Below are 23,475 nucleotides of genomic sequence, written 5' to 3'. Positions count from 1 at the left end.
CGCTCGACATGGAGCCGAACGCACGTCGTCTGTGGAAGCTGCTCGAACCGATCCACTCGGTGGGCTATTTCTCCCCCGAGCCGATCGCCAACCTCAAGGAGGCCGGATACCGCGGCTACTGGATGGGCTACTTCGCCGCCCGGTCCGCGCCGCTCGGGCCCGTCCCGGTCGAGGTCGTCCACGCCACCTTCTACAACTTCGCCTTCGCGCACGTCTCCCGCGCGATCCCCGACGCCTGGACGTACGCCCCGCCCGAGACCGCTCACGAGGCGCGGCGCTCCGGAGCCCTCGCTGCTCTGAGCCGCCACCTCGGTGACCTCGTCGGCACCGAGGAGCTCGCGCGCGCCGCCGCCCTCGCCTCGCGCGCCGCTCACGGTGCGCCGATGGAGGGCCGGCCGCTGTACGCCGCGCTGCGCTCGCTCCCCGTCGACGACGACCCGGTGGCTCAGCTGTGGGACGCCTCCACGCTGCTGCGTGAGCACCGCGGTGACGGCCACGTCGCGACGCTGGTCGCCGCCGGGATCGGCGGGCGGGAGTCGCACGTGTTCCACGCGCTCGCCAACGGCATCTCCCCCTCGGTCTACGCCAACACCCGCAACATGCACGACTCCGAGTGGGACACCCTCGCCTCCGACCTGCGCTCGCGCGGGCTCGTCGCCGACGACGGCCTCTCGCTCACCGACGCCGGCAACGCGGTCAAGGCCGAGATCGAGTCGCGTACGGACGCGCTCGCCGGGACGGCGTACGCCACGCTGGAGGCGGACGAGGTCGAGGAGCTGATCACCCTGCTGCGGCCGCTGGCCAAGGCCGTGGTCGCCTCCGGCGAGATCCCCAGCAGCTCGCCGGTCGGCATGAAGCTGGACGACCTCGACCGATGAGCTCCGACCTCGACCCCCGGCTCCGTCCCGTCCTCGCTCTGGCCGAGGTCGCCGCGGCGCGCCCCGGGGTCGAGGCCGATGCCGTCGCCTATCGGATGGCTGCGCACGCTCTTCGGCTGTGAGTGCACACGGTCGTTACTGATGTGACGTCTGAGGCGCCTCAGACGTCACATGCGTAACGACCGTGTGCATCGCCGTCACCAGGCGAGGTCGGCGAGCGTGGCGATTCGGCGCACAGCAGCGGCCGGGTGGGCGTCATGGCGGTCGAGCAGGACGGCGTCGAGGCCGGCTTCGATCGGGCCGAGCACGTCGTGGGCGAGGCTGTTGCCCACCATCAACGCCTGGGTGGGCGCGATCCCGGCCCGCTCGCAGGTGAGCAGGTAGGCCTGCGGGTCGGGCTTGCTCACCGGCAGCGTCGAGGTCGAGACGTGCAGATCGACGTGCTCGGCGAGACCGGTGAGGTCGAGCTTGAGGCGTTGATGGGCGTCCTCGCCGTTGGTGAGGACGATCGTGCGGAGCCCGGCCTCCCGCACCCTGCGCAGCGTCGGCACGGCGTCAGCGAAGGCGACCCACTGCGCCTCGTACCTCGTCAGGTAGCCGGCGAACAGCTCATCCGCCTCCGCGTCGCCGACGTCTACCCCGAGGAACTCGCGCGCCCGCGCGCGCCGCTGCTCCTGGAAGCTGATCTCTCGGCGCTGATAGCGCTGATAGTACGGCCCGGAGACCGCCTCCCACCGCGCCACGACCTCCGGCCCGGAGATCCCGTGCTCCGCCGCCCACCCGACCACCGCGGCCCGCGCCGCTCCCTCCTGGTCGACCAGCGTGTCGTCGAGGTCGAAGATGATCGCGCGCAGCACGGCCGAGACTCTATTGTCGAGGCCGGAACGGTGCACGTGCACGGTTCTGACGCGCCGATGTGCGAGCCGACGCTCCACTTCCCCTCACGTGCAGGGCTTTGTCACGTTCAGGCGCCTTCCGTCGTTGAGCGAGAGGATCTGGCGGCGCTCGGCGTCGGTGAGGTCGGAGAGGGCGAGGACCTTCTGCAGGACGTCGGACTTGCCGGCGATGTAGGTGTCGATGTCCATCGCCGGATCGGCGGCGAGGGCGAGCTTGACGGCGGCGTACTCGTCACGCAGATCGTCGTGGCGGCGCAGGACGTCGCGGACGGCGAGGTGGTTGCGTACGTTGAGGGTGCCGGCGGCGCAGACGTAGACGTGGCGACGGGGGTCGTCGTCGGGAGCCTGGAAGGCTTCGCGGCCAAGGACGCCGAGGTCGCCGCGGTGGCGGTAGCCGACGCTCTCGAGCGCGGAGACCGCGGCGGGGACGTCGTCGGGGGCGACGATGACGTCGATGTCCAGGACGGGCTTGGCCGCGAGACCCGGCACCGACGTCGAGCCGACGTGCTCGACGCTGGCCTCCGGCCCGTCGGCCAGCGCGGCCCTCAACGTTGCGGCGACCTCGGCGAACAGGGCCGGCCAGGCCGGGTCGTACGCCCTCACCTCGACGGTCACGCTCAGCCCTCGACGACAGGCCGACGTCCCGGCCGGAGGCGGGCGAGGCTGCCGGCGACGACGTCGGAGAGGGAGAGCGCGAGGGCGGCGGGGGCTGCGGCGACGGCGACGACTGCTCCGGCGACCAGCGGCTGTCCGGCGAGGTCGGCGACCGACCACAGCAGCGCGGCGGCGCCACCCGCCACGAGCAGGACGGCGACCGCGGCGACGACTCCCCAAGCACCGCCCAGGGCCCGGCCGGCCAGCGCCGCCGGGGCGCCGATCGCTACGCAGACGACACCGACGACCGCGCCGACGATCACGAACACGAGCCCAGCCAGAGGTCCGCCCGCGTCGAGGTCGCCGACCGCGGAGGCGATCAGGAGACCGATGTAGCCCAGCAGCGCCAGCACGGGGTAGGCCACCCCGACGGCGACCATGGTGAGCACGAAGGAGGCGGCGCGGACGGCGGTCGTGGGGAGACTCATGGCGTCAGTATGGCGGAGCGCCGCGGACGATGCCGATGAGTTTGTCGAGGACCTCGTCCGGCGAGACATGGACGCCGTTGTGGAGGTGTGCGTTCGTGATCCACGGGCGTAGGGACGGCACCAGCTCGGCGGTCGCCAGCGAGTGCTCACGCAGGACGTAGGGGTCGTCGTAGTAGACGGCCGCAGCGCAGGGGACGTCGACGGAAGCGAGCACGCTCGGGTCGTAGAGCCGCGGCCACTCGCGCTCGGCGAGCAGGTCGGCCGCCTCGGCGAAGGGGGCGACCAGCGGGTCCTCGCTCAGGTGCCACGGAAAGACGTGCTCGGCGGTCAGGAGGGTCGGGTCCTCCTCGTACGCCGAAGGCTGGACGCGCGCGCTGGACCAGCGGGTCGCCTCGCCGTCGGCGTAGCAGGCCTCGTGGACGAGCACGTAGAGCGGCGAGTGGCCGCTGAACGGCAGCAGCGAGGCGACCTCGTGGCCGAAGCCGAGGCCGGCGGGGTCGCGCTCGAGCAGGTAGTGGATCTGCTCGGAGCCGCCGGCCATGCCGAGCCGGTTGCCGATGGTGCGCGCCTGGCGCGAGGAGAGCAGGCCACCGTGCGGGAGCCGGATCTCGCCGGCGTCGCAGCGCTCGACCAGGGCACGCATCCGATCGCGGTCGCCCGGGAAGCGGGCGTAGTGGCGCTCGGTGAGCTCGATCGCGCGGGCGAAGGTCGCGGTGTAGATCTCGTCGACGGGCATCCCGACCGGCGGCACTCCCCCGGTGAACATCACCTCGCGCAGCGACTCGGGGTGGGTCGAGAGGTAGCGCAGCGAGCAGAACCCGCCGAACGACTGACCCAGCACCGACCAGCGGGCGATGCCGAGGTGGGCACGGAGGAGCTCGGCGTCCTCGACGATCGAGTCGGCGCGGAAGTGGGCCAGGTGGTCGGCCTGCTGCTGCGGGCTCATCCCGGTCATCGCGGTGACCGGGGTCGACCGTCCGGTGCCGCGCTGGTCGAGCAGGATCAGCCGGTAGTCCTGGAGCGCGCGGTCCAGCCACCCCGGCTCCGTCGGCAGCTGGATCGGGCGCGGGCTCTCGCCGCCGGGGCCGCCCTGAAGGAAGAGCAGCGCGTCCTTGTCGTCGCGATCGCCGGGGCGGCGTACCTCGCGGGCGAAGAGCGTCAAGGTCCCCGGATCGCCGCCGAAGTGGTCGAGCGGCACCTCGATCTCGTGCTCGATCAGGACCATGCCGGGGATCGTCTCGATGTGCACGGGATCGATCTTAGGCACGACACCTGGGACCGAATCCGGAACCAGGTCTCGACACGCGCGACCGCCGGACCTAACCTGAACGCCGTTCACCTGAACAATGTTCAGTTTCCGATTCCCGAGGAGCCGCCCGCATGACGACAGCCTTCGACCAGCTAGCCGACCGGATCCTTTCGGGCGCGACCGCCACCGCCGAGGAGGCGCTGACGGTGCTGCGTACGCCCGATGCGGAGCTGCTGGGTGTCGTGGCCGCGGCAGGACGACTGCGGCGGAAGCACTTCGGCAACACCGTGAAAGTCAACTACCTGGTGAATCTGAAGTCGGGCCTGTGCCCGGAGAACTGCAACTACTGCAGCCAGGCGCTCGGGTCGCAGGCGCCGGTGCTGAAGTACTCCTGGCTCTCCAAGGACGAGACCCTCGAGCAGGCCGGCGCCGGGCTACGCGGCGGCGCGACCCGGGTCTGCATGGTCTCCTCCGGCCGCGGGCCCTCCGAGCGCGACATCGACAAGGTCGTCGAGATGACCTCGGCCCTCAAGGAGGCCCACGACGGTGTCGAGGTCTGCGCCTGTCTCGGGCTGCTCAAGGGCGGGCAGGCCGAGCGGCTCAAGGCGGCCGGGGTGGATGCGTACAACCACAACATCAACACCGCCGAGTCCAACCACGACAACATCGTGCAGACCCATACCTACGACGACCGCGTCGACACGATCGGCAAGGCCAAGGCGGCCGGGCTCTCGCCGTGCTCCGGGCTGATCGCAGGGTTGGGCGAGAGCGACGAGCAGCTGGTCGAGGCGCTCTTCGCGCTCCGCGACCTCGACGCCGACTCGATCCCGGTGAACTTCCTGATGCCGTTCGACGGGACGCCGTACGAGAACACCTGGGAGCTCTCCCCCACGCGCTGCCTGAAGATCCTGACGATGGCGCGGTTCGTCTGCCCCGACAAGGAGATCCGGATCGCAGCGGGGCGTGAGATGCACCTGCGCTCGCTGCAGGCCACCGCGCTGCAGGTCGCCAACTCGATCTTCCTCGGTGACTACCTGACCTCGGAGGGGCAGGACGCGCTGGCCGACCTGGAGATGCTGCGCGACAACGGGTTCGTGATCCTCGGCATGGACGACGCCGCATTCGACGAGCTGATCGAGGAGCACCGCGCCCGGGCTGCCGGACGGGTCGCGGGCGGTTGCGGATCGTCTTGCGGAGACGGGTGTGGTGACGCCTGCGGCGGTCACGACGAGCAGGACGGTCCGGTCATCCGGCGTCGCGGAGCGGGGACCGATGTCGCTGCCAACGCTTGATCGCGGAACCGACCTGCTCGCCTTCGACCGGGAGCATCTCTGGCATCCCTACACCTCGATGACCGACCCGGCGCCGGTTCGGTTGGTCACCGGTGCGGAGGGAGTGCGTCTGTGGTTGGCCGATCGTGACGGAGTCTCGACAAGCCCGACCTCCGGAGTGCCGGTGATCGACGCGATGTCGTCGTGGTGGTCGGCGATCCACGGCTACCGGGTGCCCGAGCTCGACGCCGCGCTCGCCGACCAGGCCGGGCGGATGGCGCACGTGATGTTCGGCGGCCTGACCCACTCCCCCGCGATCGAGCTCGCCGAACGGCTCGTCTCGATCACCCCGGAGCCGCTGCAGCACGTCTTCCTCGCCGACTCCGGCTCGGTCAGCGTCGAGGTCGCCATCAAGATGGCGCTGCAGAGCCAGCGCGGACGCGGCCGGCCGGAGCGTACGCGCCTGCTCAGCCTGCGCGGCGGCTACCACGGCGACACGTTCGGGTGCATGAGCGTGTGCGACCCGGTCGGCGGGATGCACACGATGTTCGCCGACGTGCTCGCGCAGCAGGTCTTCGCCGATCGGCCGCCGGCTCCCGGTGGCGACGTGGAGACATGGGCCGAGGGCGTACGCCGGGTCGTGGCGGCCCACGCCCACGAGCTCGCCGGGATCGTCGTCGAGCCGCGGCTGCAGGGCGCGGGCGGGATGTGGGTCTACGACGACCGCTGCCTGGTCGTGCTTCGCGAGATCGCCGACGAGCACGGGCTGGTGCTGATCTTCGACGAGATCGCCACCGGCCTCGGCCGCACCGGTTCGCTCTTCGTGTCGTCGCAGGTCACGCCGGACATCCTGTGCATCGGCAAGGCTCTGACCGGCGGCTACCTGACCCTCGCCGCCGCGCTGACCACCTCCGAGGTGGCGCACTCGATCTCCCGCAGCGAGTCGGGCGTGCTGATGCACGGACCCACCTTCATGGGCAACCCGCTCGCCTGCGCGGTCGCGCTCGCCTCGCTCGACCTGCTGGCCGCGCGCGGCTGGGAGCAGGACGTGGCCCGGGTCTCTGCGGGTCTCGCCGCCGGCCTCGCACCGCTCGCCGGAGCGCCGGGCATCGAGGACGTCCGCATCCTCGGCGCCGTCGGTGTGGTGCAGCTCGACCGCCCGGTCGACGTCGTCCGCGCGACCGACGCGGCCCTGCGCGAGGGCGTCTGGATCCGACCGTTCCGCAACCTGATCTACACGATGCCGCCGTACGTCACCTCCGACGCCGACCTCGCGCTGATCTGTCGCGCGGTCGCGGCAGCTGCGGAGGTGGGATGATGTCCGGCCTCCCGCTGGTCGAGCCGCCGGAGCCCCTGGGCGGAGGCGTGTCGAGACCAACACAGTCACCTCCCCGCAAGACGGACCGTGTTGGTCTCGACTCGCTCGCTGGCGCTCGCGGCTCGACCGACGGGGCAACCCCGCCCTGGGATGACTGGCTGGCCGAGGCCGCCGGCGCTCGCGAGGCGGCGGGGCTGACCCGGCGACTGCGGCCGCGAGGCGCCGACGACGGCCTCGTCGACCTGGCCGGCAACGACTATCTGGGGCTGTCGCGACACCCGGAGGTTCGCCACGCCGCGGCCGAGGCGGCGATGCGCTGGGGTGGCGGCGCAGGTGCGTCCCGGCTGGTCACCGGCACGTTGACGCTGCACGAACAGCTGGAGGCAGAGCTCGCCGACTGGCTGGGCCAGCCGGCGGCGCTGGCGTTCTCGACCGGCTACCACGCCAACCTCTCGGTCGTCGGTGCGCTGGCCGACCGTTCCGCCCACGTGGTCTCCGACGCCCACATCCACGCCTCGCTGGTCGATGCCGTCCGGCTCTCCCGCGCGCAGCTGACGGTCGTCCCCCACAACGACGTGGCGGCGGTGCGGGCGGCGCTCGCAGCGCGGCCCGGCGTACGCAGCCTGGTGCTGGCCGAGTCCGTCTACTCCGTCCTCGGCGACGAGGCGCCGCTGGCCGAGCTGGCCGAGGTGTGCACCGAGCACGGCGCGCTGCTCGTGGTCGACGAGGCCCATGGCGTCGGCGTGCACGGACCCGGCCTCGTCCACCGGAACGGACTCGCCGGGCGGTCTGACGTGCTCGTCACCGCCACGCTCTCCAAGAGCCTGGGGAGCCAGGGCGGGGCGGTGCTGGGCCCACCGGCCGCGATCGACCATCTGGTCAACACCGCGCGCCCGTTCATCTTCGACACCGGCCTCGCCCCCGCATCCACCGCCGCGGCGCTCGCTGCGACACGGATCGCGCGCACCCGACCCGAGCTCGCCGACACCATCCGCGCCCGGGTCGCCGGCCTGGCCAGCGCCTTCGGCATCCCCTCCCCCGCCGGTGCCGTCCTGTCGGTGCCGATGGCCTCCCCCGAGGCAGCGGTCGCCGCACAGGCCGACCTGCTCGCCGAGGGCGTACGCGTCGGCTGCTTCCGGCCACCGTCCGTCCCCGACGGTGTCTCCCGGCTGCGGGTCACCGCCGGGGCCGGTGTCACCGACGAGGAATGGGAGCGGGCCGTCAAGGCCATCGACACGATCGTGGGTGAGGTCCGGTGAGCGGGTTGCCGAATGCTGACCGAGGTACCTCGGTCAGCATCCCGGACCGCCGCACGACCGGCCGGGTGCTCATCGTCACCGGCACCAGCACCGGGGTCGGCAAGACCGTCGCGACCGCGACGCTGGCCTCGCGAGCACGCACGGACGGCGAGCAGGTCGCGGTCGTGAAGCCCGTCCAGACCGGCACCGCCGACGGCGACTGCGACGCCGCCGAGATCCACCGGCTGACCGGGCTCGAGGTCCACGAGCTGACCCGGCTCGAGGAGCCGCTCGCACCCGACACCGCCGCCCGGCGGGCGGGCGTGGAGATCCCAGCGGTCACTGCGTACGCTCCGACGATCTCGGCCCTGACCAGGGAGAACGATCTGGTGCTGGTCGAAGGCGCGGGCGGCCTGCTGGTGCGCCTGGACACCGACGGCGGCACCCTCCTCGATCTCGCCGACGCGCTCGTCGCCGACGGCACGGCGACGAGCTTCGTCATCGTCACCTCGGCCGGTCTCGGCACCCTCAACCACACCGAGCTGACCGTGGCTGCGCTGCGCGCCCGTGGGCACGAGCCCACCGGCCTGATCATCGGCTCCTGGCCGGCCGACCCAGGCCTCGCCGAGCGCTGCAACCGGGTCGACCTGCCCAGAGTGACCGGCGTACCCCTGCTCTTCGGCATCCCGAAAGGAATTGACAACCATTCTCAACAACTCTGAGAATGGTTCTCATGACCCCCACCTCCCGTTCCGCCGCACTCCTCGCTGCCGGCGCGCTCCTGCTCACCTCCGGCTGTGCCGCGCTGTCGGAGGACGCCTCCGGCGACTCGGGATCGGGGAAGGTGCAGGTCGCGGCCGCGTTCTACCCGCTGGAGTTCGTCGCGGAGCGGGTGGCGGGCGACCTGGCCGAGGTCACCGGCCTGACCAAGCCGGGCGTCGAGCCGCACGACCTCGAGCTCAGCATCAACCAGACCGCCGCGCTGCAGACCGCCGACGTGATCCTGACTGAGCACGGCTTCCAGCCGGCCATCGACGACGCGGTCGAGCAGGACGTGAAGGGCACGATCGTCGACGTCGAGAAGTCCGTCGAGCTCCGGGCCGCCGAGGAGACCGAGGACGACCACGGCCATGACGAGGAGGGTCACGACCACGGCGACATCGACCCGCACTTCTGGCACGACCCGGTGCTGATGGCCGACTACGCCGAGGACGTACGCGCTGCGCTGGCGAAGGCCGACCCCGACAACGCCGATGCCTACGCGACCAACGCCAAGGCGCTGACGCAGGACCTGACCGAGGTCGACCAGGAGTTCGAGACCGGGCTGGCGAAGTGCCGGATCAAGGAGGTCGTGGTCTCCCACGACGCGTTCGCCTACCTGGCGAGGTACGGCCTCGAGTTCGAGTCGATCGCCGGCCTCACCCCCGACGCCGAGCCCAACCCGGCCCAGCTCGCCGAGATCGGCGAGCACGCGAAGGAGCACGAGGTGACCACGATCTTCTCCGAGCGTCTGGTCAGCACCGCGCTCGCCGAAACCCTCGCCGGCGACCTCGGGCTGAAGACCGCGGTGCTCGACCCGATCGAGGGTCTCTCGGCAGAGACGGAGGGAGAGGACTACCTTTCCCTCATGCGGCAGAACCTCGACGCCCTGAAGGCGGCAAACGGTTGTCAGTGACCAGATCCGGGACCCGCAGCACCGTTCCCGCCGATGTCCCCGTGCAGCTCGCGCACGGGGACGTCGCCCTGTCCGGACGCCCCGTCCTCCGCGGCGTCGACCTGACCGTCAACCGTGGTGAGTTCGTCGCGCTGATGGGAGCCAACGGCTCTGGCAAGTCCACGCTCGTACGCACCCTCGTCGGCCTCAACCCGCTCTCGGCCGGACGCCTGGAGCTCTTCGGCCGCGGTTTGGGGAGCTTCCACGACTGGTCGCGGGTCGGCTACGTCCCGCAGCGGAGCACCGCGACCGGCGGCGTGCCCGCCTCCGTCTGGGAGGTCGTCGCCTCCGGCCGGCTCACCCACCGCAAGCTGCTGCGGCCGCTGCGCAGCGCCGACCGGGCCGCGATCCGGGCCGCGCTCGAGGTGGTCGGGATGGCTGCGTACGCCCATCGCGGCGTCGCCCAGCTCTCCGGCGGCCAGCACCAGCGGGTGCTGATCGCCCGCGCGCTCGCCGGTCGGCCCGAGCTGCTGCTGCTCGACGAGCCCACCGCCGGGGTCGACCTGCCCAACCAGCAGGCCCTCGCCGCGGCGCTCGGCCGGCTCAAGGACGACGGCGCCACGATCGTGCTGGTCGCTCACGAGCTCGGACCGCTGGCCCCGCTCATCGACCGCGCCGTCGTCATGCGCGACGGCCGCAAGGCCTACGACGGCCCGCCCCTCTCCGATGCCGATGTCCACGCCCAGGGCTTCGACGCCGGCCACGTCCACTGCGACGACGCGCAGGCCCCTGTGCCGAACCCCGCCGTACCCACCCCGCTCAAGGAGCTCTAGGCCATGTCTCTCCTCGAGCTCTTCTCGGTCCCGTTCATGCAGCGGGCGCTGATCGCGGCGTTCCTCGTCGGGATCGCCGCGCCCGCCGTCGGCACCTACATCGTCCAGCGACGGCTGGCGCTGATGGGCGACGGCATCGGGCACGTCGCCGTCACCGGTGTCGCGATCGGCCTGTGGACCCAGACCTCGCCGACCTGGACCGCCGTCGTCGTCGCGATCGCCGGCGCCGTGGTGATCGAGGTCGTCCGCGAGCGCGGCCACGCCGAGGGCGACGTCGCCCTGGCGATGCTCTTCTACGGCGGTCTCGCCGGCGGCGTCTTCGTCACCGGCCTCGCCGGCACCGGCGCCTCGCGGCTCCAGGAGTTCCTCTTCGGCTCGATCCTGACGATCTCGGTCGACGACCTGCTGGTGACGATGGCGCTCTCGGTCGTGCTGATCCTGATCTGCGTCGGCCTCTCACCCCAGCTCTTCGCGGTCTCGCAGGACCCCGACTACGCCAAGGTCGCCGGCCTGCCGGTGCGGTTCTACTCGATCCTCGTCGCCGTGCTCGCCGCGCTGAGCGTGGTGATCGCGATGCGTACGGTCGGGCTGCTCCTCGTCTCCGCCCTCATGGTGGTGCCGGTCGCGATCGTGCAGCAGCTGACCCGCTCGTTCCGGATGACGCTCCTCGGCGCGATGGGCGCCGGCCTGGTCGCCTCGGTCGGCGGTCTCGTGCTGGCCGCCGCCCTCTCCCGCACCGGCGCCAACGTCCAGCCCGGCCCCAGCATCGTGCTGGTCGCGCTGGCCGGCTTCTTCCTGGTCTGGCCGATCGGTGCCTGGCTGCGCCGGCGGCGGGCTCTGGTGGCGCCGTTCCCCGAGACCTCACCCGAGGAGAACCCCGTCGACGAGGCCCACCCGCACCACCACGGCGAGAAGTGCGGCCACGTGGCCGTCGAGCACGGCGACCATGTCGACTACATCCACGACGGACACCGGCACGCGGCGCACGTCGGTGCGGAGGGAGAGCACTATGACGAGCACTGACCAGCCCTCGGGAGCCCTGCGACCCACCAAGCAGCGGCTCGCGGTGGCCGAGGCGCTACGGACGTACGACGGCTTCCACTCCGCCCAGGAGATCCACTCCCGCCTCGACGGAGCCGTCGGCCTCGCCACCGTCTACCGCACCCTCACCGCGCTGGCCGAGGCCGGCGTCGTCGACGCGATGCGCTCCGAGGACGGCGAGACCATCTACCGCCGCTGCTCCGACACCCACCACCATCACCTCGTCTGCCGCAGCTGCGGCCGCACCGTCGAGGTCGAGGGCCCCGCGGTCGAGCGCTGGACCAAGTCCATCGCCGAGGAGAACGGCTTCACCGACGTCTCCCACACCCTCGAGATCTTCGGGACCTGCACCGGGTGCCGCTGAGCCCCAGGGATACCCGGTCGACCGGGTATCCCTGGACTTGACGGGCACTGAAACACCCCACAAGTCCACAAAGTGCCCGTCCAGTTCCCGAAAACGTCTCACCAGGCGGACGCCGTCAGACGGGGTTGGGGGCGGCGCCGCCGTAGCGGCGGTCGCGGCTGGCGTACGTCTCGATGGCGTGCCACAGGTGGCGGCGGTCGACGTCGGGCCAGAGGACGTCGGTGAAGACGAACTCGGAGTAGGCGGCCTGCCAGAGCATGTAGTTGGACAGGCGCTGCTCACCCGACGTGCGCCAGATCAGGTCGGCGTCGGGGAGCTCGGGGACGTAGAGGTACTTCTCGATCGTCTTGTCGGTGATCTTCTCCGGACGCAGCTTCCCGGCGCGTACGTCCTCACCCATGCGCCGCATGGCGTCGGTCAGCTCGGCGCGGCCGCCGTAGTTGACGCACATGGTGAGCGTGCACACCGTGTTGTCGCGCGTCAGTTCCTCGGCGACCTTGAGCTCGTTGATGACCGACTTCCACAGCCGCGGCGCGCGGCCGGCCCAGCGGACCCGGACGCCGAGCTCGTTCATCTCGTCGCGACGGCGGCGGATGACGTCGCGGTTGAAGCCCATCAGGAACTTCACCTCGTCGGGCGAGCGCGACCAGTTCTCGGTGGAGAACGCGTAGGCGGAGATGGCCTTCACGCCGATCTCGATGGCTCCCTCGACGACGTCGAAGAGCGAGGACTCACCCTCTTCGTGGCCCTTGGTCCGGGGGAGGCCACGCTCCTTGGCCCATCGGCCGTTGCCGTCCATGACGATCGCCACGTGCTCCGGGACGAGGTCCTTGGGGACCGGGGGCGGGGTAGCCCCGGACGGGTGGGGCGACGGGGTACGGACCGGCTTGCTCACGAGGCCCAACCCTAGTCGGCGCATACCCGCCAGGGGCCTGCGGCCTCGGCGGCGGGACCATCGGGCGCCGCGGCGCGTCGTACTCCATCTCCTCGGCGCGATCGGCCGGGCCGGGGACGGTCATCGCGCCGATGATCGTGGTGATCGGCATCGCCAGCACGACCCCGACGCCGGCGGCCATCGTGGAGACGATCTCACCGGCCATCTGCTCGGTGGTCAGCAGCGAGAAGAAGGTGCGGTCGTAGAGCTGGATCACCAGCAGCAGGGTGAGCGCGGCGCCGACGTAGGCGAAGACGATGGTGTAGATCGTCGAGGCGACGTGGTCGCGGCCGATCCGCATCGCGCCGCGGAAGATCTCCCAGCGCGACGCGTTGGGGCCGGCGGCCCGCAGCTCCCACACCGCGGAGGCCTGGGTGATGGTGACGTCGTTGAGCGCGCCGAGCCCGGCGATGATCACCGCAGCGACCAGGAGCGCCTGCAGATCGAGCGCGGCGTCGAGCGAGGAGAGCGTCTGACCGCTCTCCGAGCCCAGGCCGGTGAGCCGGCTGCCACCGATCGCGACGGTGCCGATCACGGCGGTGACCGCCACCCCGGCCAGGGTGCCGGCGAGCGCCACCGACGTACGCACCGAGAGACCGTGGGTCGTGTAGAGCACCACGTAGAGGATCAGCACCGAGGAGACCAGCGCGACCCAGGCCGCGGGCTCGCCGGAGAGCAGCGCCGGCAGCAGGAAGAGCCACACCACCGCGCCCGCGAAGCCCAGCCCGAGCACCGCCATCAGCCCGCGCAGCCTCGCCACCGCGACGACGCAGACCACGAAGAGACCGACCAGCAGGAGCAGCGGCGGCCCGCGCTTCACGTCGAAGAAGGCGTACGTCGCCTCCCCCTCCTTCTCGGTGCGGGAGAGCTCCACCTCGTCACCGGCCTCGAGGCCGGAGCGGGCCATCGGCGTCGAGATCTCGACCGCCACCTCGGTGCCGGTGTCGGGCCCGCTGGTGATCTTCGCGCCCGCGGTGTTGCAGCCCTCCGGAGCGCCCTCGGCGCTGCACGGCTCGGCCACCCGGGTCACCTCGGCGGTCTCGAAGACGACGCCGTCGGCGACGAACTCCTGCGAGCCCTGGAGCTTCTCGACCGCGGAACGGTCGGGCCACCAGATCACCACCCCGACGACGGTGAGGACGGCGACGAGCACCAGCGAGACGGTCAGCACCAGCCGCGGCAGGTCCTCGACCTCCACCTCGGCATCGTGCCCGCCGTGGGAGTGGCCGTGGGAGTGGGCCATCTGTTCCTCATCTCTCGACGTACTCGAGCGAACGCAGGCTGCGGTCCAGATGCCAAGCCAGGTACGCAGCGACCAACCCGCTCGCCTGCCTGCTGGTGCGGTCCTCGGCGCGGCCGACGGTGTCCCAGTCGCCGGAGAGCAGCGCCCCGAGATGGGTCAGCGTCTCCGGGGAGGGCGTCGCCGACCCGGGCACCCGACAGGTCGTGCAGAGCGCACCACCCATGGACACGTTGAACCACCGGTGCGGACCCTCGAGCCCACAGCGTGCGCAGGCCTCGAAGCTCGGCGCGTAGCCGGCCACGGCGAGCGAGCGGAGCAGGTAGGAGTCGAGGACGTGCCGGGGCAGCCGGTCGCCCTGGGCGAGCACCCGCAGACCACCGACGAGCAGCAGATACTGCTGCGGCGCCGGCTCGCCCTCCTCGTGGACCAGCCGGTCGGCGGTCTCCAGCATCGCGGTGCCGGCGGTGTAGCGGTCGTAGTCGAGCCCGATCCCGGTGTGGAACAGGGTCAGCGTCTCGGCCTGGGTGATCGTGTCGAGGTTGCGCCCCTCGGCGAACTGCAGGTCGACGTGGGTGAAGGGCTCCAGGCGCGAGCCCCAGCGCGAGGTGGTGCGCCGCACGCCCTTCGCCACCGCACGCACCCGGCCGTGGTGGCGGGTGAGCATGGTGATGATGCGGTCGGCCTCACCGAGCTTGTGGGTGCGAAGCACGATGGCTTCGTCGCGGTAGAGGGGCACGGGACCATTCTGCCGCGCGCCACCGACAACCGCGGCAACGACAGACCCACATGATGGCTCAACATCATCTCAACGACGCGTGTGCACAACCGCTCCGCGCGAGGAGTCTCCTAGGGTGCCGATCATGAGTACCACGGGCATCGACCGCCGTCACGACGACCGCCGGCCGGGCGCAGCGCCGACACCGCCGGTCACCGTGGTCGACTGGCTGATGCTGGCACTGGCGATCGTCTCGGTCGGGCTGCTGGTCTGGATCACCTTCTGGGAAGTACCCCAGGCCTGGGCCGACCGGGTGATCATCGCCGACTATGTGATCTGCGGGATCTTCTTCGTCGAGTTCTGCGTCCGGTGGCGGCGCTCCCGGATGGGCTGGAAGTTCCTAGCGCTCTACTGGTACGAGATCCTCGGCATGGTCCCGCTCTCGGACCCGGCCTTCCGCGCCTTCCGGCTGCTGCGGGTGGTGGTCATCGTGCTGCGGCTGATGCGTGCGGCCGACCGTGCCTTCGGCGACCGGGTCTCGGCGTACGTGGTCGGCAGGTTCTCCAACACCATCGTCAACGCGATCCGCCGGCCGATCACGGTCGCGGTGCTCGACGAGGTGATCGCCGTGATCCAGACCGGCAACTACACCCGCCACATCTCCAGCGCGATCGAGGAGAACCGCGCCGAGATCGACACGCTCATCATCGACCTCATCCGCCGGGACCAGGCGACCGGCAAGCTGAAGTACCTCCCGTTCCACGACGACATCGTCCGGCTCGTGGCCGACACGGTGCTCCGCCTGGTCGACGAGGGTCTGGCCGACCCTCGCGTCCACGAGATCATCTCCGACGCGATCCGGGAGTCCGCCAAGGAGCTGCGGGAGAACATCGGCTCGGAGGAGTACGAGGCGGTCAAGCGCGACGAGGAGCGGTTCGGGAAGTAGGTCTCGATTTCTTTGCGAAACGGGACGAACCAGGTGTCACCGCAGCCTGTCCCCGCGGTTTCAGGGCATGATTCGGGCATGACTGACCGGCAAGGCCCTCCGGGACTGGAGCGATGACCGCGACCTTCCCGACCCATCTCGGGCGGCTGCAGCAGATCCGCCACATCGGCGCCGGTGCGTTCGCCTCCGTATGGCTCTACTACGACCCCGAGCTCGACTCCCACGTCGCGGTCAAGGCGCTCTCCCCCGGCTGGGTGTCGAACCCGGAGATCCACAAGCGCTTCCTCCAGGAGGCGCGGCTGCTGCGCTCGGTCGACTCACCCCATGTCGTACGTGTCTACGACATCGGCCAGACCTCGACCGGCATTCCCTTCTTCGTGATGTCGTACGCCGACGGCGGCTCGGTCGCCGACCTGCTCAAGGGGTCGCCGGGCGGGCTGGGCGTGCCCGAGGTCGCCGACATCGTCTCCCAGGCCGCCGACGGTCTGATGGCACTGAAGGCGCGCGGGGTGATCCATCGCGACATCAAGCCGGCCAACCTGCTGCTCGCCTCGGAGACCTCCGGCGGCACCGCCGGCGCCCGCCGGGTGATGATCGCCGACCTCGGCGTGGCCCGCTCCCTCGACTCGCTCGATGAGGTCACCCGCGACATCGGCACCCCGTCCTACATGGCCCCCGAGCAGCTCGACCCCGACCTGCCCATCGACCACCGCGCCGACGTACGTGCCCTCGGCGCGGTCGCCTGGGCCCTGCTCGCCGGCCGCTCCCCCGCCCCCGCGCTCAGCCTCACCTCGCGAGTGCCCGAGGCCGGCACCGTACGCCCCGTCCCCGCCTCGGTCAGCCAGGCCATCAGCCGGGCACTCGAGCCTCGCGCCGACGACCGCTGGCCCGATGCGCGCGCGTTCGGCGACGCGCTCCGTGCCGCGGTCCAGGGCTCCTCGGGCGCGCCCGCGTTCGCGTCCCAGCCTCCCCCGCCCCCGGCCTGGCAGTCCTCCGGCGCCCGCCCGCCGGCACCCCCGACGGCTCCTCCGACCGGCCCACCGACCGGCCCACCGACCGGCCACCCCGCCTCGCCCTTCGACCAGCCCACCACCCTGCCGCTCACCGGCTCACCTCAGCAGCCGACGAAGAAGAAGCGCACCGGCCTGCTGATCGGTGGCGTCGCCGCGGCGCTCGCGCTCATCGGGCTGGTCGGCGGCCTGATCTACTTCCTCGGCCCGGGTGCCAGCGACATCCCCGAGGCCGGCGAGTGCCGCGACCTCGACTATGCCTCGGCCAACGAGTACGTCGACGAGTCCGAGCCGGTGGCCTGCACGGATCCGCACACCCTCTACACCTTCCACGTCGCCACCGACGTGAAGACCTACAACGACAACGAGGCCGCCGGCGCCGCGTGCTTCACGCGACTGGAGACCGGCCTCGGGCTCCAGCCCGAGACGCTCGCCCGCACCGCCTACATCGTGAGCTGGTACTGGCCCTCCGAGACCTCGTGGAACGACGGCGACCGCTACGTACGCTGTGACGTGGGTGTGACCGTCCAGAAGGCCCCGTTGGTCGACCTTCCCGAGGACCCGGTCCCCAACCCGTTCCCGAACGACCTGCGGGCCTGCATCGACAGCACCATCGACAAGGTCGTCCGCTGCGGCACCGAGCACGACTACGTCGTCGTCGACACCTTCGAGATGGAGGGCGACTCCTATCCCGACCAGAGCGAGACGAACATCCAGGGTCTGAGCGGCTGCCCCACCGAGGCGACGAAGTACAAGGCCCCCTTCAAGACCGCATGGATGGCCGGCAGCCGGCTCGGCCTCTGCGCGAAGTACGACATCGAGTCCTAGGACGGCTCCGGGACCAGCGGAGCGAGCCGCCTGACCGCCTCCCGCAGGCGGTCGGGCGTCATCGCCGCGTAGCCGATCACGAGCCCCGGCGGTCCGTCCTCCTGACGGTGCCTCGACAACGGATGGACGGCGACGCCCGCCTCCAGCGCGGCAGCCGCGACCACGGTGTCGTCGATTCCCTCGGGAAGGGTCGCGAGCACGTGCAGTCCGGCCGCGACCCCGCCGACGCGGGCCATCGGCAGATGCTCGGCGAGCGCCTCGACGAGCGCGTCCCGACGCGCCTTGTGCCGTGGTCGGAGCAGCCGCAGATGACGCTCGAAGGCACCCGAGGTCAGCATCCGCGCCAGGGTGACCTGGGGTAGCGCAGGACTGGCCAGATCGAGCCAGTAGCGCGCTTCCACCAGCTCCTCGTGCATGCCGGACGGGGCGATCAGCCAGCCGATCCGCATCGCCGGAGCGAGCGTCTTCGAGACGCTGCCGAGGTGGACGACCCGGTCGGGCGCGAGCACCTTCACGGCCGGGACGGGCGGCCGGTCGTACCGGTGCTCGGCGTCGTAGTCGTCCTCGATCACCAGCCGGTGCGGCGCCGCTCGCACCCACTCGGCCAGGTCGCGCCGACGCTGCGGGGAGAGCACCACGCCGGTCGGGAACTGGTGGGCGGGCGTGGCGACGACGGCGTCGACCCCGCTGGCGGACAGTGCCGCCACGTCCAGGCCTTCGGCATCGACCGGCACCGGGACGGTGGTCATCCCCCACCGCTGCAGGTGCACACGGCCGCCGTAGGAGCCGGGCTCCTCGAAGCCGATCGTGGTGCGGCCGCGCTCCGCCAGCCAGCGAGCCAGGAGCACCAGCCCCTGGGCGACCCCGTTGACCACCAGGATCTCGTCGGGAGCGACCGTGATCCCGCGGGTGCGGCCCAGCCAGACCGCGAGCGCCTCCGCAGCGCCGGCACGCCGCGCGGGTCGCCGTAACCGAGCTCGGCGCTGCCGATCTCCGCGAGCGCCTCCCGAGAAGCCTTCGCCCAGGCCGCCCGCGGGAAGGCGGAGAGGTCCGGCACCCCGGGCGACAGGTCCAGCTCGGGTGTCGGCGGCCGGGTGGCGGCGCCGAGGCGGCGTACGGCTCCGGGGACCGCGCTCACCCGGGTCCCTCCCCCGCTGCGGGCCGAGAGCAGGCCCTCGTCGGTGAGCCGCTGGTACGCCTCTACGACCACCCCGCGCGAGACGCCGAGCTGGGTGGCGAGAGTGCGTGACGGCGGCACCCGCGACCCGACCGCGAGCCGGCCGTCGGCCACCGCCTCGCGCAGCGCAGCGGTGAGCCAGGCCGCCAGCCCGCCCTTCGGCACGTCGGCGCGGTCGAGCTGCAGGAAGTCCGCTCCCGTCACTTGGTCCACTCTGCCACCCCCTGATTGGATCTATCCGCGGGACCAAGCTGGGAGGAACCTCGTAGGCATGACCACCGAAGCCCTCCCCGACACCGGAGTCCCGCGCGAACCGGCCGCGACTCCTCACCGCGGCATGCTGCTCGGCATCGTCTTCGCCGCCGCTGGGATGGCCTGCGTCGGCAGCAGCGTCGCGGTCTCCACGGCGATCACCGACGCCCCGCTCTTCACGCTGCAGAGCGTGCGGTACGCCGTCGCCGCCGCCCTCCTGCTCGTGGTCGCGCGCGTCACCGGCTGGCGGGTGCCGAGCCCACGCCGTCGCGAGTGGCTCTGGCTGGCCGGAGTCGCGGGCGCGGGGCTGGTGCTCTTCAACGTCGGTGTCGTACGCGGTGTCGCCCATGCCGAGCCAGCCGTGATCGGTGTCGCGGTCGCCGCGGTCCCGATGCTGCTCGCGATCGTCCCAGCGGTCGCGACGCGGATCCTTCCGGCCCGCGGGGTGGTCATCGGGGCGACCGTGGTGACGGCGGGGGCCGTGCTGGTCGAGGGCTTCGGGAGAACAGACGCAGCCGGGATCGGCTACGCGCTCCTCGTGCTGGTCTGCGAGGCGGGTTTCACGCTCCTGGCGGTGCCCGTCCTGTCGCGGCTGGGCGCCTTCGGCGTCTCGTTCCACTCCGTCTGGATGGCGACCGCGGGGATGGCCGTGGTCGGCGTCGCCACCGAGGGCCCGGCGGCCGTCACCACGCTCGGCACGACCGACCTGCTCGCCGCGCTCCACCTCGCCGCGGTCGTGACCACGCTGGCGTTCCTGCTCTGGTTCACCGCGGTCGACCGCCTCGGCTCGGGCCGCGCCGGCCTGCTGACCGGCGTCGTGCCCGTGTCGGCCGCCGCCCTCGGCGTACCTCTGGACGGGGTCGTGCCCGGGCCGATGGTCTGGCTCGGCACGGCGGTCGTCGCCGCCGGCCTGGTGATCGGGTTGAGCGAGCGGCGGCGAGGCTGACGACTATCGCTTCGCCTCGGCTACCGCATCGGTTGTCGATCTCAGTCTGCCTTGCGCTGGTTCCGCCGAGTCGGCGCAATCCGGTCCTCCGCGCTTCGCGCGGTTACTCCCTCGCTCGGCGCGAGCGGACGAGCAAGCTCGCCGCTCGACCTCGCTCCGGTCGTCTCGCTACGCTCCGGTCCGTTTGCGCCGACTCGGCTCTTCCCCGCTTCGCTTCGCTACGCGGGGAGCGTGACCGCCTGCGCGCGGTTGGCCGCGCAGACGACGGCCCGCAGGGAGGCGGTGACGATGTTCTCGTGGATTCCGATGCCCCAGACGATCTCGCCGGCGATCTCGCACTCGACGTACGCAGCAGCAGCCGCGTCGCCGCCGGAGGAGAGCGCGTGCTCGGCGTAGTCGAGGACACGGATCTCGGCACCGGCCTCCTTGAGGGCGTCGACGAAGGCGGCGACCGGGCCGTTGCCGACACCCTTGTAGGTGCGCTCCTCGCCGCGTACGCGGAGGGTGACCTGCTGGTCGTCGCCGCCCTCGGCGTCGGTCACCGAGGACCAGCTCTCCAGGGCGTACGGCTCCTCGCGCTCGAGGTACTCGGTGGCGAAGATCGACCAGATCTCCTCCGGGCTGACCTCGCCGCCCTCGGTGTCGGTGCGCTGCTGGACGACCCGGCTGAACTCGATCTGCGCGCGGCGCGGCAGCTCCAGGGAGTGCTCGGTCTTGAGCAGGTAGGCGACACCGCCCTTGCCGGACTGGCTGTTGACCCGGATGACGGCCTCGTAGGTGCGGCCGACGTCCTTGGGGTCGATGGGCAGGTAGGGCGCCTCCCACGGGATCTCGCTGGTCTGCTTGCCGGCCTCGGCGGCGATCCGGTCGAGGTCCTCCAGGCCCTTCTTGATGGCGTCCTGGTGGGAGCCGGAGAAGGCGGTGTAGACCAGGTCGCCCGCGTAGGGGTGGCGCGGGTGGACGTTGATGTTGGTGACGTACTCGACGGTGCGGCGGATCTCGTCGATGCCGCCGCCGACGGTGAAGTCGATCTGCGGGTCGATGCCCTGGGAGAAGAGGTTCATGCCCAGGGTGACCAGGTCGACGTTGCCGGTGCGCTCGCCGTGGCCGAACAGGCAGCCCTCGACGCGGTCGGCGCCGGCCATCATGCCGAGCTCGGTGGCCGCGACCGCGGTGCCGCGGTCGTTGTGGGGGTGCAGCGAGATCGCGGAGACGTCGCGGCGGGTCAGGCCGCGGCTGAAGTACTCGATCTGGTCGGCGTAGGTGTTGGGCGTGGACATCTCGACCGTGGCGGGCAGGTTGAGGATGATCTCGCGACCGCCCTCCGGCTGCCACACGTCCGAGACCCGCTCGCAGACCTCGAGCGCGAAGTCGGTGTCGGTCTGGGTGAAGATCTCGGGGCTGTACTGGTAGCCGAAGTCCTCGCTGCCGATCAGCTCGGGGACGTACTCCTCGGCGTACTTCATCACCATCTCGGTGCCGCGCACGGCGATGCCGATGCACTCGGCCGGGGAGACGTTGAAGACGACCCGGCGGAACAGCTCGGCGGTCGCGTTGTAGAGGTGGATGGTGGCGCGCGGGGCACCGGCGATCGACTCGGCGGTGCGCGAGATCAGGTCCTCGCGGGCCTGGGTCAGGACCGAGATCTGTACGTCATCGGGGATCCGGTCCTCCTCGATCAGCTTGCGCACGAAGTCGAAGTCGGTCTGCGAGGCCGACGGGAAGCCGACCTCGATCTCCTTGTAGCCCATCGAGACCAGCAGCTCGAACATGCGCAGCTTGCGGGCCGGGGTCATCGGGTCGATCAGCGCCTGGTTGCCGTCACGCAGGTCGGTGGAGAGCCAGCGCGGAGCCTTGGTGATCTTCTTGCTCGGCCAGGTGCGGTCGGGCACGTCGACGGGCACGAACGCGCGGTAGCGCTCGAAGGGCATCCCCGAAGGCTTCTGCTGATTGCTGGAGTTGCTCAGGTTGGTCATGGATTCCTCATCAGATCGGAGCGAGTGCCGGCGCACGTCGAACCTCCGCAGCGAGGGAGTCCGGCTCTCAGACCCCGCTGCGGCAGCTAAGGAGGAGGCTGCGCATCATGACTCGGTAACAATAACAGAACAGAACTGGCAGACTTGCCGCACAGGGGGTCCATCCCCAACGGTGAGACGAAAACCGAAGTGACGACGGGGAGGAACGGCGTGTCCCAGCTGGAAGAGCTCACGGTCGAGGAGTCCTGGCGGCTCGCGGCAGGCGCCCAGGTCTCCCGGATCGGCTGGACCGGGCCTCGAGGCCCGGTCGTCATCCCGGTCAACCACGTCGTCCACGACGACTCGGTCTGGATCCGCACCTCGGCCCACTCCTCGATGGCCGAGCAGATCGACGAGAGCGCGGTCGCGCTGCTGGTCGACGAGCTCGACCCCGACACCCACGTCGGCTGGTCGGTGCAGTTCAAGGGCCGCGCGGAGATCCTCTACCGCGACAGCCAGGTCCCCGACACGATCAAGAGCCTCCACTCCTGGCCGGCCGGCGCCCGGCCGCTGTGGGTGCGGCTGCACCCCAAGGAAGTCACCGGCCGCCGGCTGGTCGGCTGACATTTGTCACCTCACCTTCGTGAGGAAGGGACGAGGCATCGGGGGTGACCCCGCGACACGCTTGTCGGCATGAGCGTTGTCACTCCAGCCCGCACCACGGCCCCCGCCACCTCGGCGGTGCGCCTCGACGCGGTGACCAAGAGCTTCGGCCACGTCGAGGCCGTACGCGGCATCGACCTCGATCTCGCCCAGGGCGAGGTCGTCGCCTTCCTCGGCCCCAACGGCGCCGGGAAGACCACCACGATCGACATGGTCCTCGGTCTCAGCCGACCCACGACCGGCACCGCGCAGGTGCTCGGCCGCACGCCGCGCGACGCGGTCGCGCACGGTCTCGTCTCGGCCGTGATGCAGACCGGCGGGCTCCTCAAGGACATGACCGTCCGCGAGACCGTCGAGTACACCGCGAGCCTCTTCGCCGACACGATGCCGGTCGACGAGGCCCTGCGCGACGCCGGCATCGAGGCCATCGCCGGCCGCAAGGTCGGCAAGTGCTCCGGCGGCGAGCAGCAGCGGCTCCGCTTCGCGATGGCTCTGCTCCCCGACCCGGCCCTGCTGCTGCTCGACGAGCCCACCACCGGCATGGACGTCGAGGGGCGGCGTACGTTCTGGAACGCCGTGCGCGCCGACGCCGAGCGCGGCCGCACCGTCATGTTCGCCACCCACTACCTCGAAGAGGCCGACCAGTACGCCGACCGGATCGTGCTGATCGCCAACGGTCGCATCGTCGCCGACGGCACCGGCTCCGAGATCCGCGCCCTGGCCGCCGGCCGCACCGTGCGCGCCTCGGTGACCGGCTTCGGCGCCGAGACCGAGGCGCGCCTACGGGCGATCGACGGGGTCGACGCCGTCGACGTCCGCGGCGAGCAGATCCTCGTCCACACCACGGAGAGCGACGCCGTCGCGCGCTTCCTCCTCACCGAGACCGCGGCCCGCGATCTCGAGATCACGTCCAAGAACCTCGAGGAAGCCTTCCTCAGCCTGACCGGAGAAGACCAGTGAGCACCGTTTCGATGAGCCCCGT

23 protein-coding genes and 2 pseudogenes are annotated in these 23,475 nt (G+C 71.3%); 15 read left to right on the top strand and 10 right to left on the bottom strand.

The window, feature by feature from the left end; translation table 11 throughout:
• Positions 1–8: 8 nt before the first annotated feature.
• Both IEY81_RS11130 and IEY81_RS24465 read left to right on the top strand, forming a co-directional pair.
• A complete protein-coding gene (locus IEY81_RS11130; RefSeq protein ID WP_189118545.1) occupies positions 9–878 on the top strand; it encodes an SCO6745 family protein in 870 nt (289 codons plus the stop codon).
• The gene (locus tag IEY81_RS24465) at positions 875–1,000 is read left to right on the top strand and encodes a hypothetical protein (RefSeq protein WP_268244495.1); all 126 of its coding nucleotides are present in this window, start codon (positions 875–877) and stop codon (positions 998–1,000) included. Before IEY81_RS11130 ends, IEY81_RS24465 begins: the two co-directional genes overlap by 4 nt.
• 75 nt (positions 1,001–1,075) lie before the next feature.
• Here IEY81_RS24465 and IEY81_RS11125 read toward each other — a convergent pair whose 3' ends face one another.
• The 4 genes from IEY81_RS11125 to IEY81_RS11110 form a co-directional block, all read right to left on the bottom strand.
• A complete protein-coding gene (locus IEY81_RS11125) occupies positions 1,076–1,735 on the bottom strand; it encodes an HAD family hydrolase (protein ID WP_189118544.1) in 660 nt (219 codons plus the stop codon).
• 84 nt (positions 1,736–1,819) lie between these two features.
• Complete coding sequence (locus IEY81_RS11120; protein ID WP_189118543.1) at positions 1,820–2,389, bottom strand: GrpB family protein; 570 nt, start codon at positions 2,387–2,389, stop codon at positions 1,820–1,822.
• Positions 2,390–2,391: 2 nt separating this feature from the next.
• Positions 2,392–2,856: a hypothetical protein gene (locus tag IEY81_RS11115; protein ID WP_189118542.1), complete on the bottom strand. Its 465-nt coding sequence runs from the start codon at positions 2,854–2,856 to the stop codon at positions 2,392–2,394.
• A 4-nt stretch (positions 2,857–2,860) separates the two neighbouring features.
• On the bottom strand, positions 2,861–4,105 hold the full coding sequence (locus IEY81_RS11110) for an alpha/beta fold hydrolase (RefSeq protein WP_229787715.1): 1,245 nt from the start codon (positions 4,103–4,105) through the stop codon (positions 2,861–2,863).
• 131 nt (positions 4,106–4,236) lie between these two features.
• Here IEY81_RS11110 and bioB point away from each other — a divergent pair, with 131 nt between their 5' ends.
• From bioB to IEY81_RS11070, 8 genes are read left to right on the top strand one after another with little or no spacing between them, the layout of a single operon-like run.
• The gene (gene bioB / locus IEY81_RS11105) at positions 4,237–5,397 is read left to right on the top strand and encodes a biotin synthase BioB (protein WP_189118541.1); all 1,161 of its coding nucleotides are present in this window, start codon (positions 4,237–4,239) and stop codon (positions 5,395–5,397) included.
• A complete protein-coding gene (locus tag IEY81_RS11100) occupies positions 5,378–6,694 on the top strand; it encodes an adenosylmethionine--8-amino-7-oxononanoate transaminase (protein WP_189118540.1) in 1,317 nt (438 codons plus the stop codon). Before bioB ends, IEY81_RS11100 begins: the two co-directional genes overlap by 20 nt.
• A complete protein-coding gene (locus IEY81_RS11095; protein ID WP_189118539.1) occupies positions 6,694–7,953 on the top strand; it encodes an 8-amino-7-oxononanoate synthase in 1,260 nt (419 codons plus the stop codon). The genes IEY81_RS11100 and IEY81_RS11095 overlap by 1 nt, the downstream gene beginning before the upstream one ends.
• Positions 7,950–8,654: a dethiobiotin synthase gene (gene bioD, locus IEY81_RS11090; RefSeq protein WP_229787713.1), complete on the top strand. Its 705-nt coding sequence runs from the start codon at positions 7,950–7,952 to the stop codon at positions 8,652–8,654. Before IEY81_RS11095 ends, bioD begins: the two co-directional genes overlap by 4 nt.
• Before the next feature lie 11 nt (positions 8,655–8,665).
• The gene (locus tag IEY81_RS11085) at positions 8,666–9,607 is read left to right on the top strand and encodes a metal ABC transporter substrate-binding protein (protein ID WP_189118538.1); all 942 of its coding nucleotides are present in this window, start codon (positions 8,666–8,668) and stop codon (positions 9,605–9,607) included.
• Positions 9,604–10,419, top strand: a complete 816-nt coding sequence (locus IEY81_RS11080) for a metal ABC transporter ATP-binding protein (RefSeq protein WP_229787711.1) — start codon at positions 9,604–9,606, stop codon at positions 10,417–10,419. Before IEY81_RS11085 ends, IEY81_RS11080 begins: the two co-directional genes overlap by 4 nt.
• A gap of 3 nt (positions 10,420–10,422) precedes the next feature.
• Entirely contained in the window at positions 10,423–11,442 is a 1,020-nt protein-coding gene (locus IEY81_RS11075) for a metal ABC transporter permease (RefSeq protein ID WP_189118536.1), read from the top strand.
• Positions 11,429–11,824 carry a Fur family transcriptional regulator gene (locus IEY81_RS11070; RefSeq protein WP_189118535.1) on the top strand — a complete coding sequence of 132 codons (396 nt, stop codon included), beginning with the start codon at positions 11,429–11,431 and terminating at the stop codon, positions 11,822–11,824. Before IEY81_RS11075 ends, IEY81_RS11070 begins: the two co-directional genes overlap by 14 nt.
• A 115-nt stretch (positions 11,825–11,939) precedes the next feature.
• Here the strand turns inward: IEY81_RS11070 and IEY81_RS11065 are convergent, their stop codons facing one another.
• The 3 genes and pseudogenes from IEY81_RS11065 to recO all read right to left on the bottom strand — a co-directional run bounded on the left by IEY81_RS11065 (position 11,940) and on the right by recO (position 14,737).
• A complete protein-coding gene (locus tag IEY81_RS11065) occupies positions 11,940–12,743 on the bottom strand; it encodes an isoprenyl transferase (protein WP_189118534.1) in 804 nt (267 codons plus the stop codon).
• A 103-nt stretch (positions 12,744–12,846) separates the two neighbouring features.
• Positions 12,847–13,665: pseudogene (locus IEY81_RS24200) on the bottom strand (YibE/F family protein); the annotation flags it as partial.
• A 343-nt stretch (positions 13,666–14,008) separates the two neighbouring features.
• Positions 14,009–14,737 (bottom strand): DNA repair protein RecO, encoded by a 729-nt coding sequence (gene recO, locus IEY81_RS11055; RefSeq protein WP_189118533.1) that lies wholly within the window; start codon positions 14,735–14,737, stop codon positions 14,009–14,011.
• Between the two features lie 124 nt (positions 14,738–14,861).
• On the opposite strand from recO, the gene IEY81_RS11050 reads away from it, so the two are divergent.
• Together IEY81_RS11050 and IEY81_RS11045 are read left to right on the top strand one after the other, a co-directional pair.
• A complete protein-coding gene (locus IEY81_RS11050; RefSeq protein WP_189118532.1) occupies positions 14,862–15,662 on the top strand; it encodes an ion transporter in 801 nt (266 codons plus the stop codon).
• 113 nt (positions 15,663–15,775) lie between these two features.
• Positions 15,776–17,500: a serine/threonine-protein kinase gene (locus tag IEY81_RS11045; RefSeq protein ID WP_189118531.1), complete on the top strand. Its 1,725-nt coding sequence runs from the start codon at positions 15,776–15,778 to the stop codon at positions 17,498–17,500.
• On the opposite strand, the gene IEY81_RS11040 is transcribed toward IEY81_RS11045, so the two are convergent.
• Positions 17,497–18,402, bottom strand: coding sequence for an aminotransferase-like domain-containing protein (locus IEY81_RS11040; RefSeq protein WP_229787733.1), 906 nt, complete (start codon positions 18,400–18,402; stop codon positions 17,497–17,499). The genes IEY81_RS11045 and IEY81_RS11040 overlap by 4 nt on opposite strands.
• Positions 18,403–18,695: 293 nt before the next feature.
• Positions 18,696–18,758: pseudogene (locus IEY81_RS24195) on the bottom strand (hypothetical protein); the annotation flags it as partial.
• A gap of 190 nt (positions 18,759–18,948) precedes the next feature.
• Here IEY81_RS24195 and IEY81_RS11035 point away from each other — a divergent pair.
• Complete coding sequence (locus IEY81_RS11035; RefSeq protein ID WP_189118530.1) at positions 18,949–19,875, top strand: DMT family transporter; 927 nt, start codon at positions 18,949–18,951, stop codon at positions 19,873–19,875.
• Positions 19,876–20,093: 218 nt separating this feature from the next.
• Here IEY81_RS11035 and leuA read toward each other — a convergent pair whose 3' ends face one another.
• Positions 20,094–21,851: a 2-isopropylmalate synthase gene (gene leuA / locus IEY81_RS11030; RefSeq protein WP_189118529.1), complete on the bottom strand. Its 1,758-nt coding sequence runs from the start codon at positions 21,849–21,851 to the stop codon at positions 20,094–20,096.
• 210 nt (positions 21,852–22,061) lie between these two features.
• Here leuA and IEY81_RS11025 point away from each other — a divergent pair, with 210 nt between their 5' ends.
• Together IEY81_RS11025 and IEY81_RS11020 are read left to right on the top strand one after the other, a co-directional pair.
• Positions 22,062–22,454 (top strand): pyridoxamine 5'-phosphate oxidase family protein, encoded by a 393-nt coding sequence (locus tag IEY81_RS11025; RefSeq protein ID WP_229787709.1) that lies wholly within the window; start codon positions 22,062–22,064, stop codon positions 22,452–22,454.
• A 69-nt stretch (positions 22,455–22,523) separates the two neighbouring features.
• Positions 22,524–23,453 carry an ABC transporter ATP-binding protein gene (locus tag IEY81_RS11020; RefSeq protein ID WP_189118527.1) on the top strand — a complete coding sequence of 310 codons (930 nt, stop codon included), beginning with the start codon at positions 22,524–22,526 and terminating at the stop codon, positions 23,451–23,453.
• Positions 23,454–23,475 lie beyond the last annotated feature (22 nt).

Origin of the sequence: Nocardioides luteus, assembly GCF_014648595.1 — a bacterium.
In the GTDB taxonomy this organism is placed as follows: Bacteria; Actinomycetota; Actinomycetes; order Propionibacteriales; family Nocardioidaceae; genus Nocardioides; species Nocardioides luteus.
The sequence above is the reverse complement of the archived record's forward strand: the minus strand, read 5'-3'. Positions and strand labels throughout refer to the sequence as shown.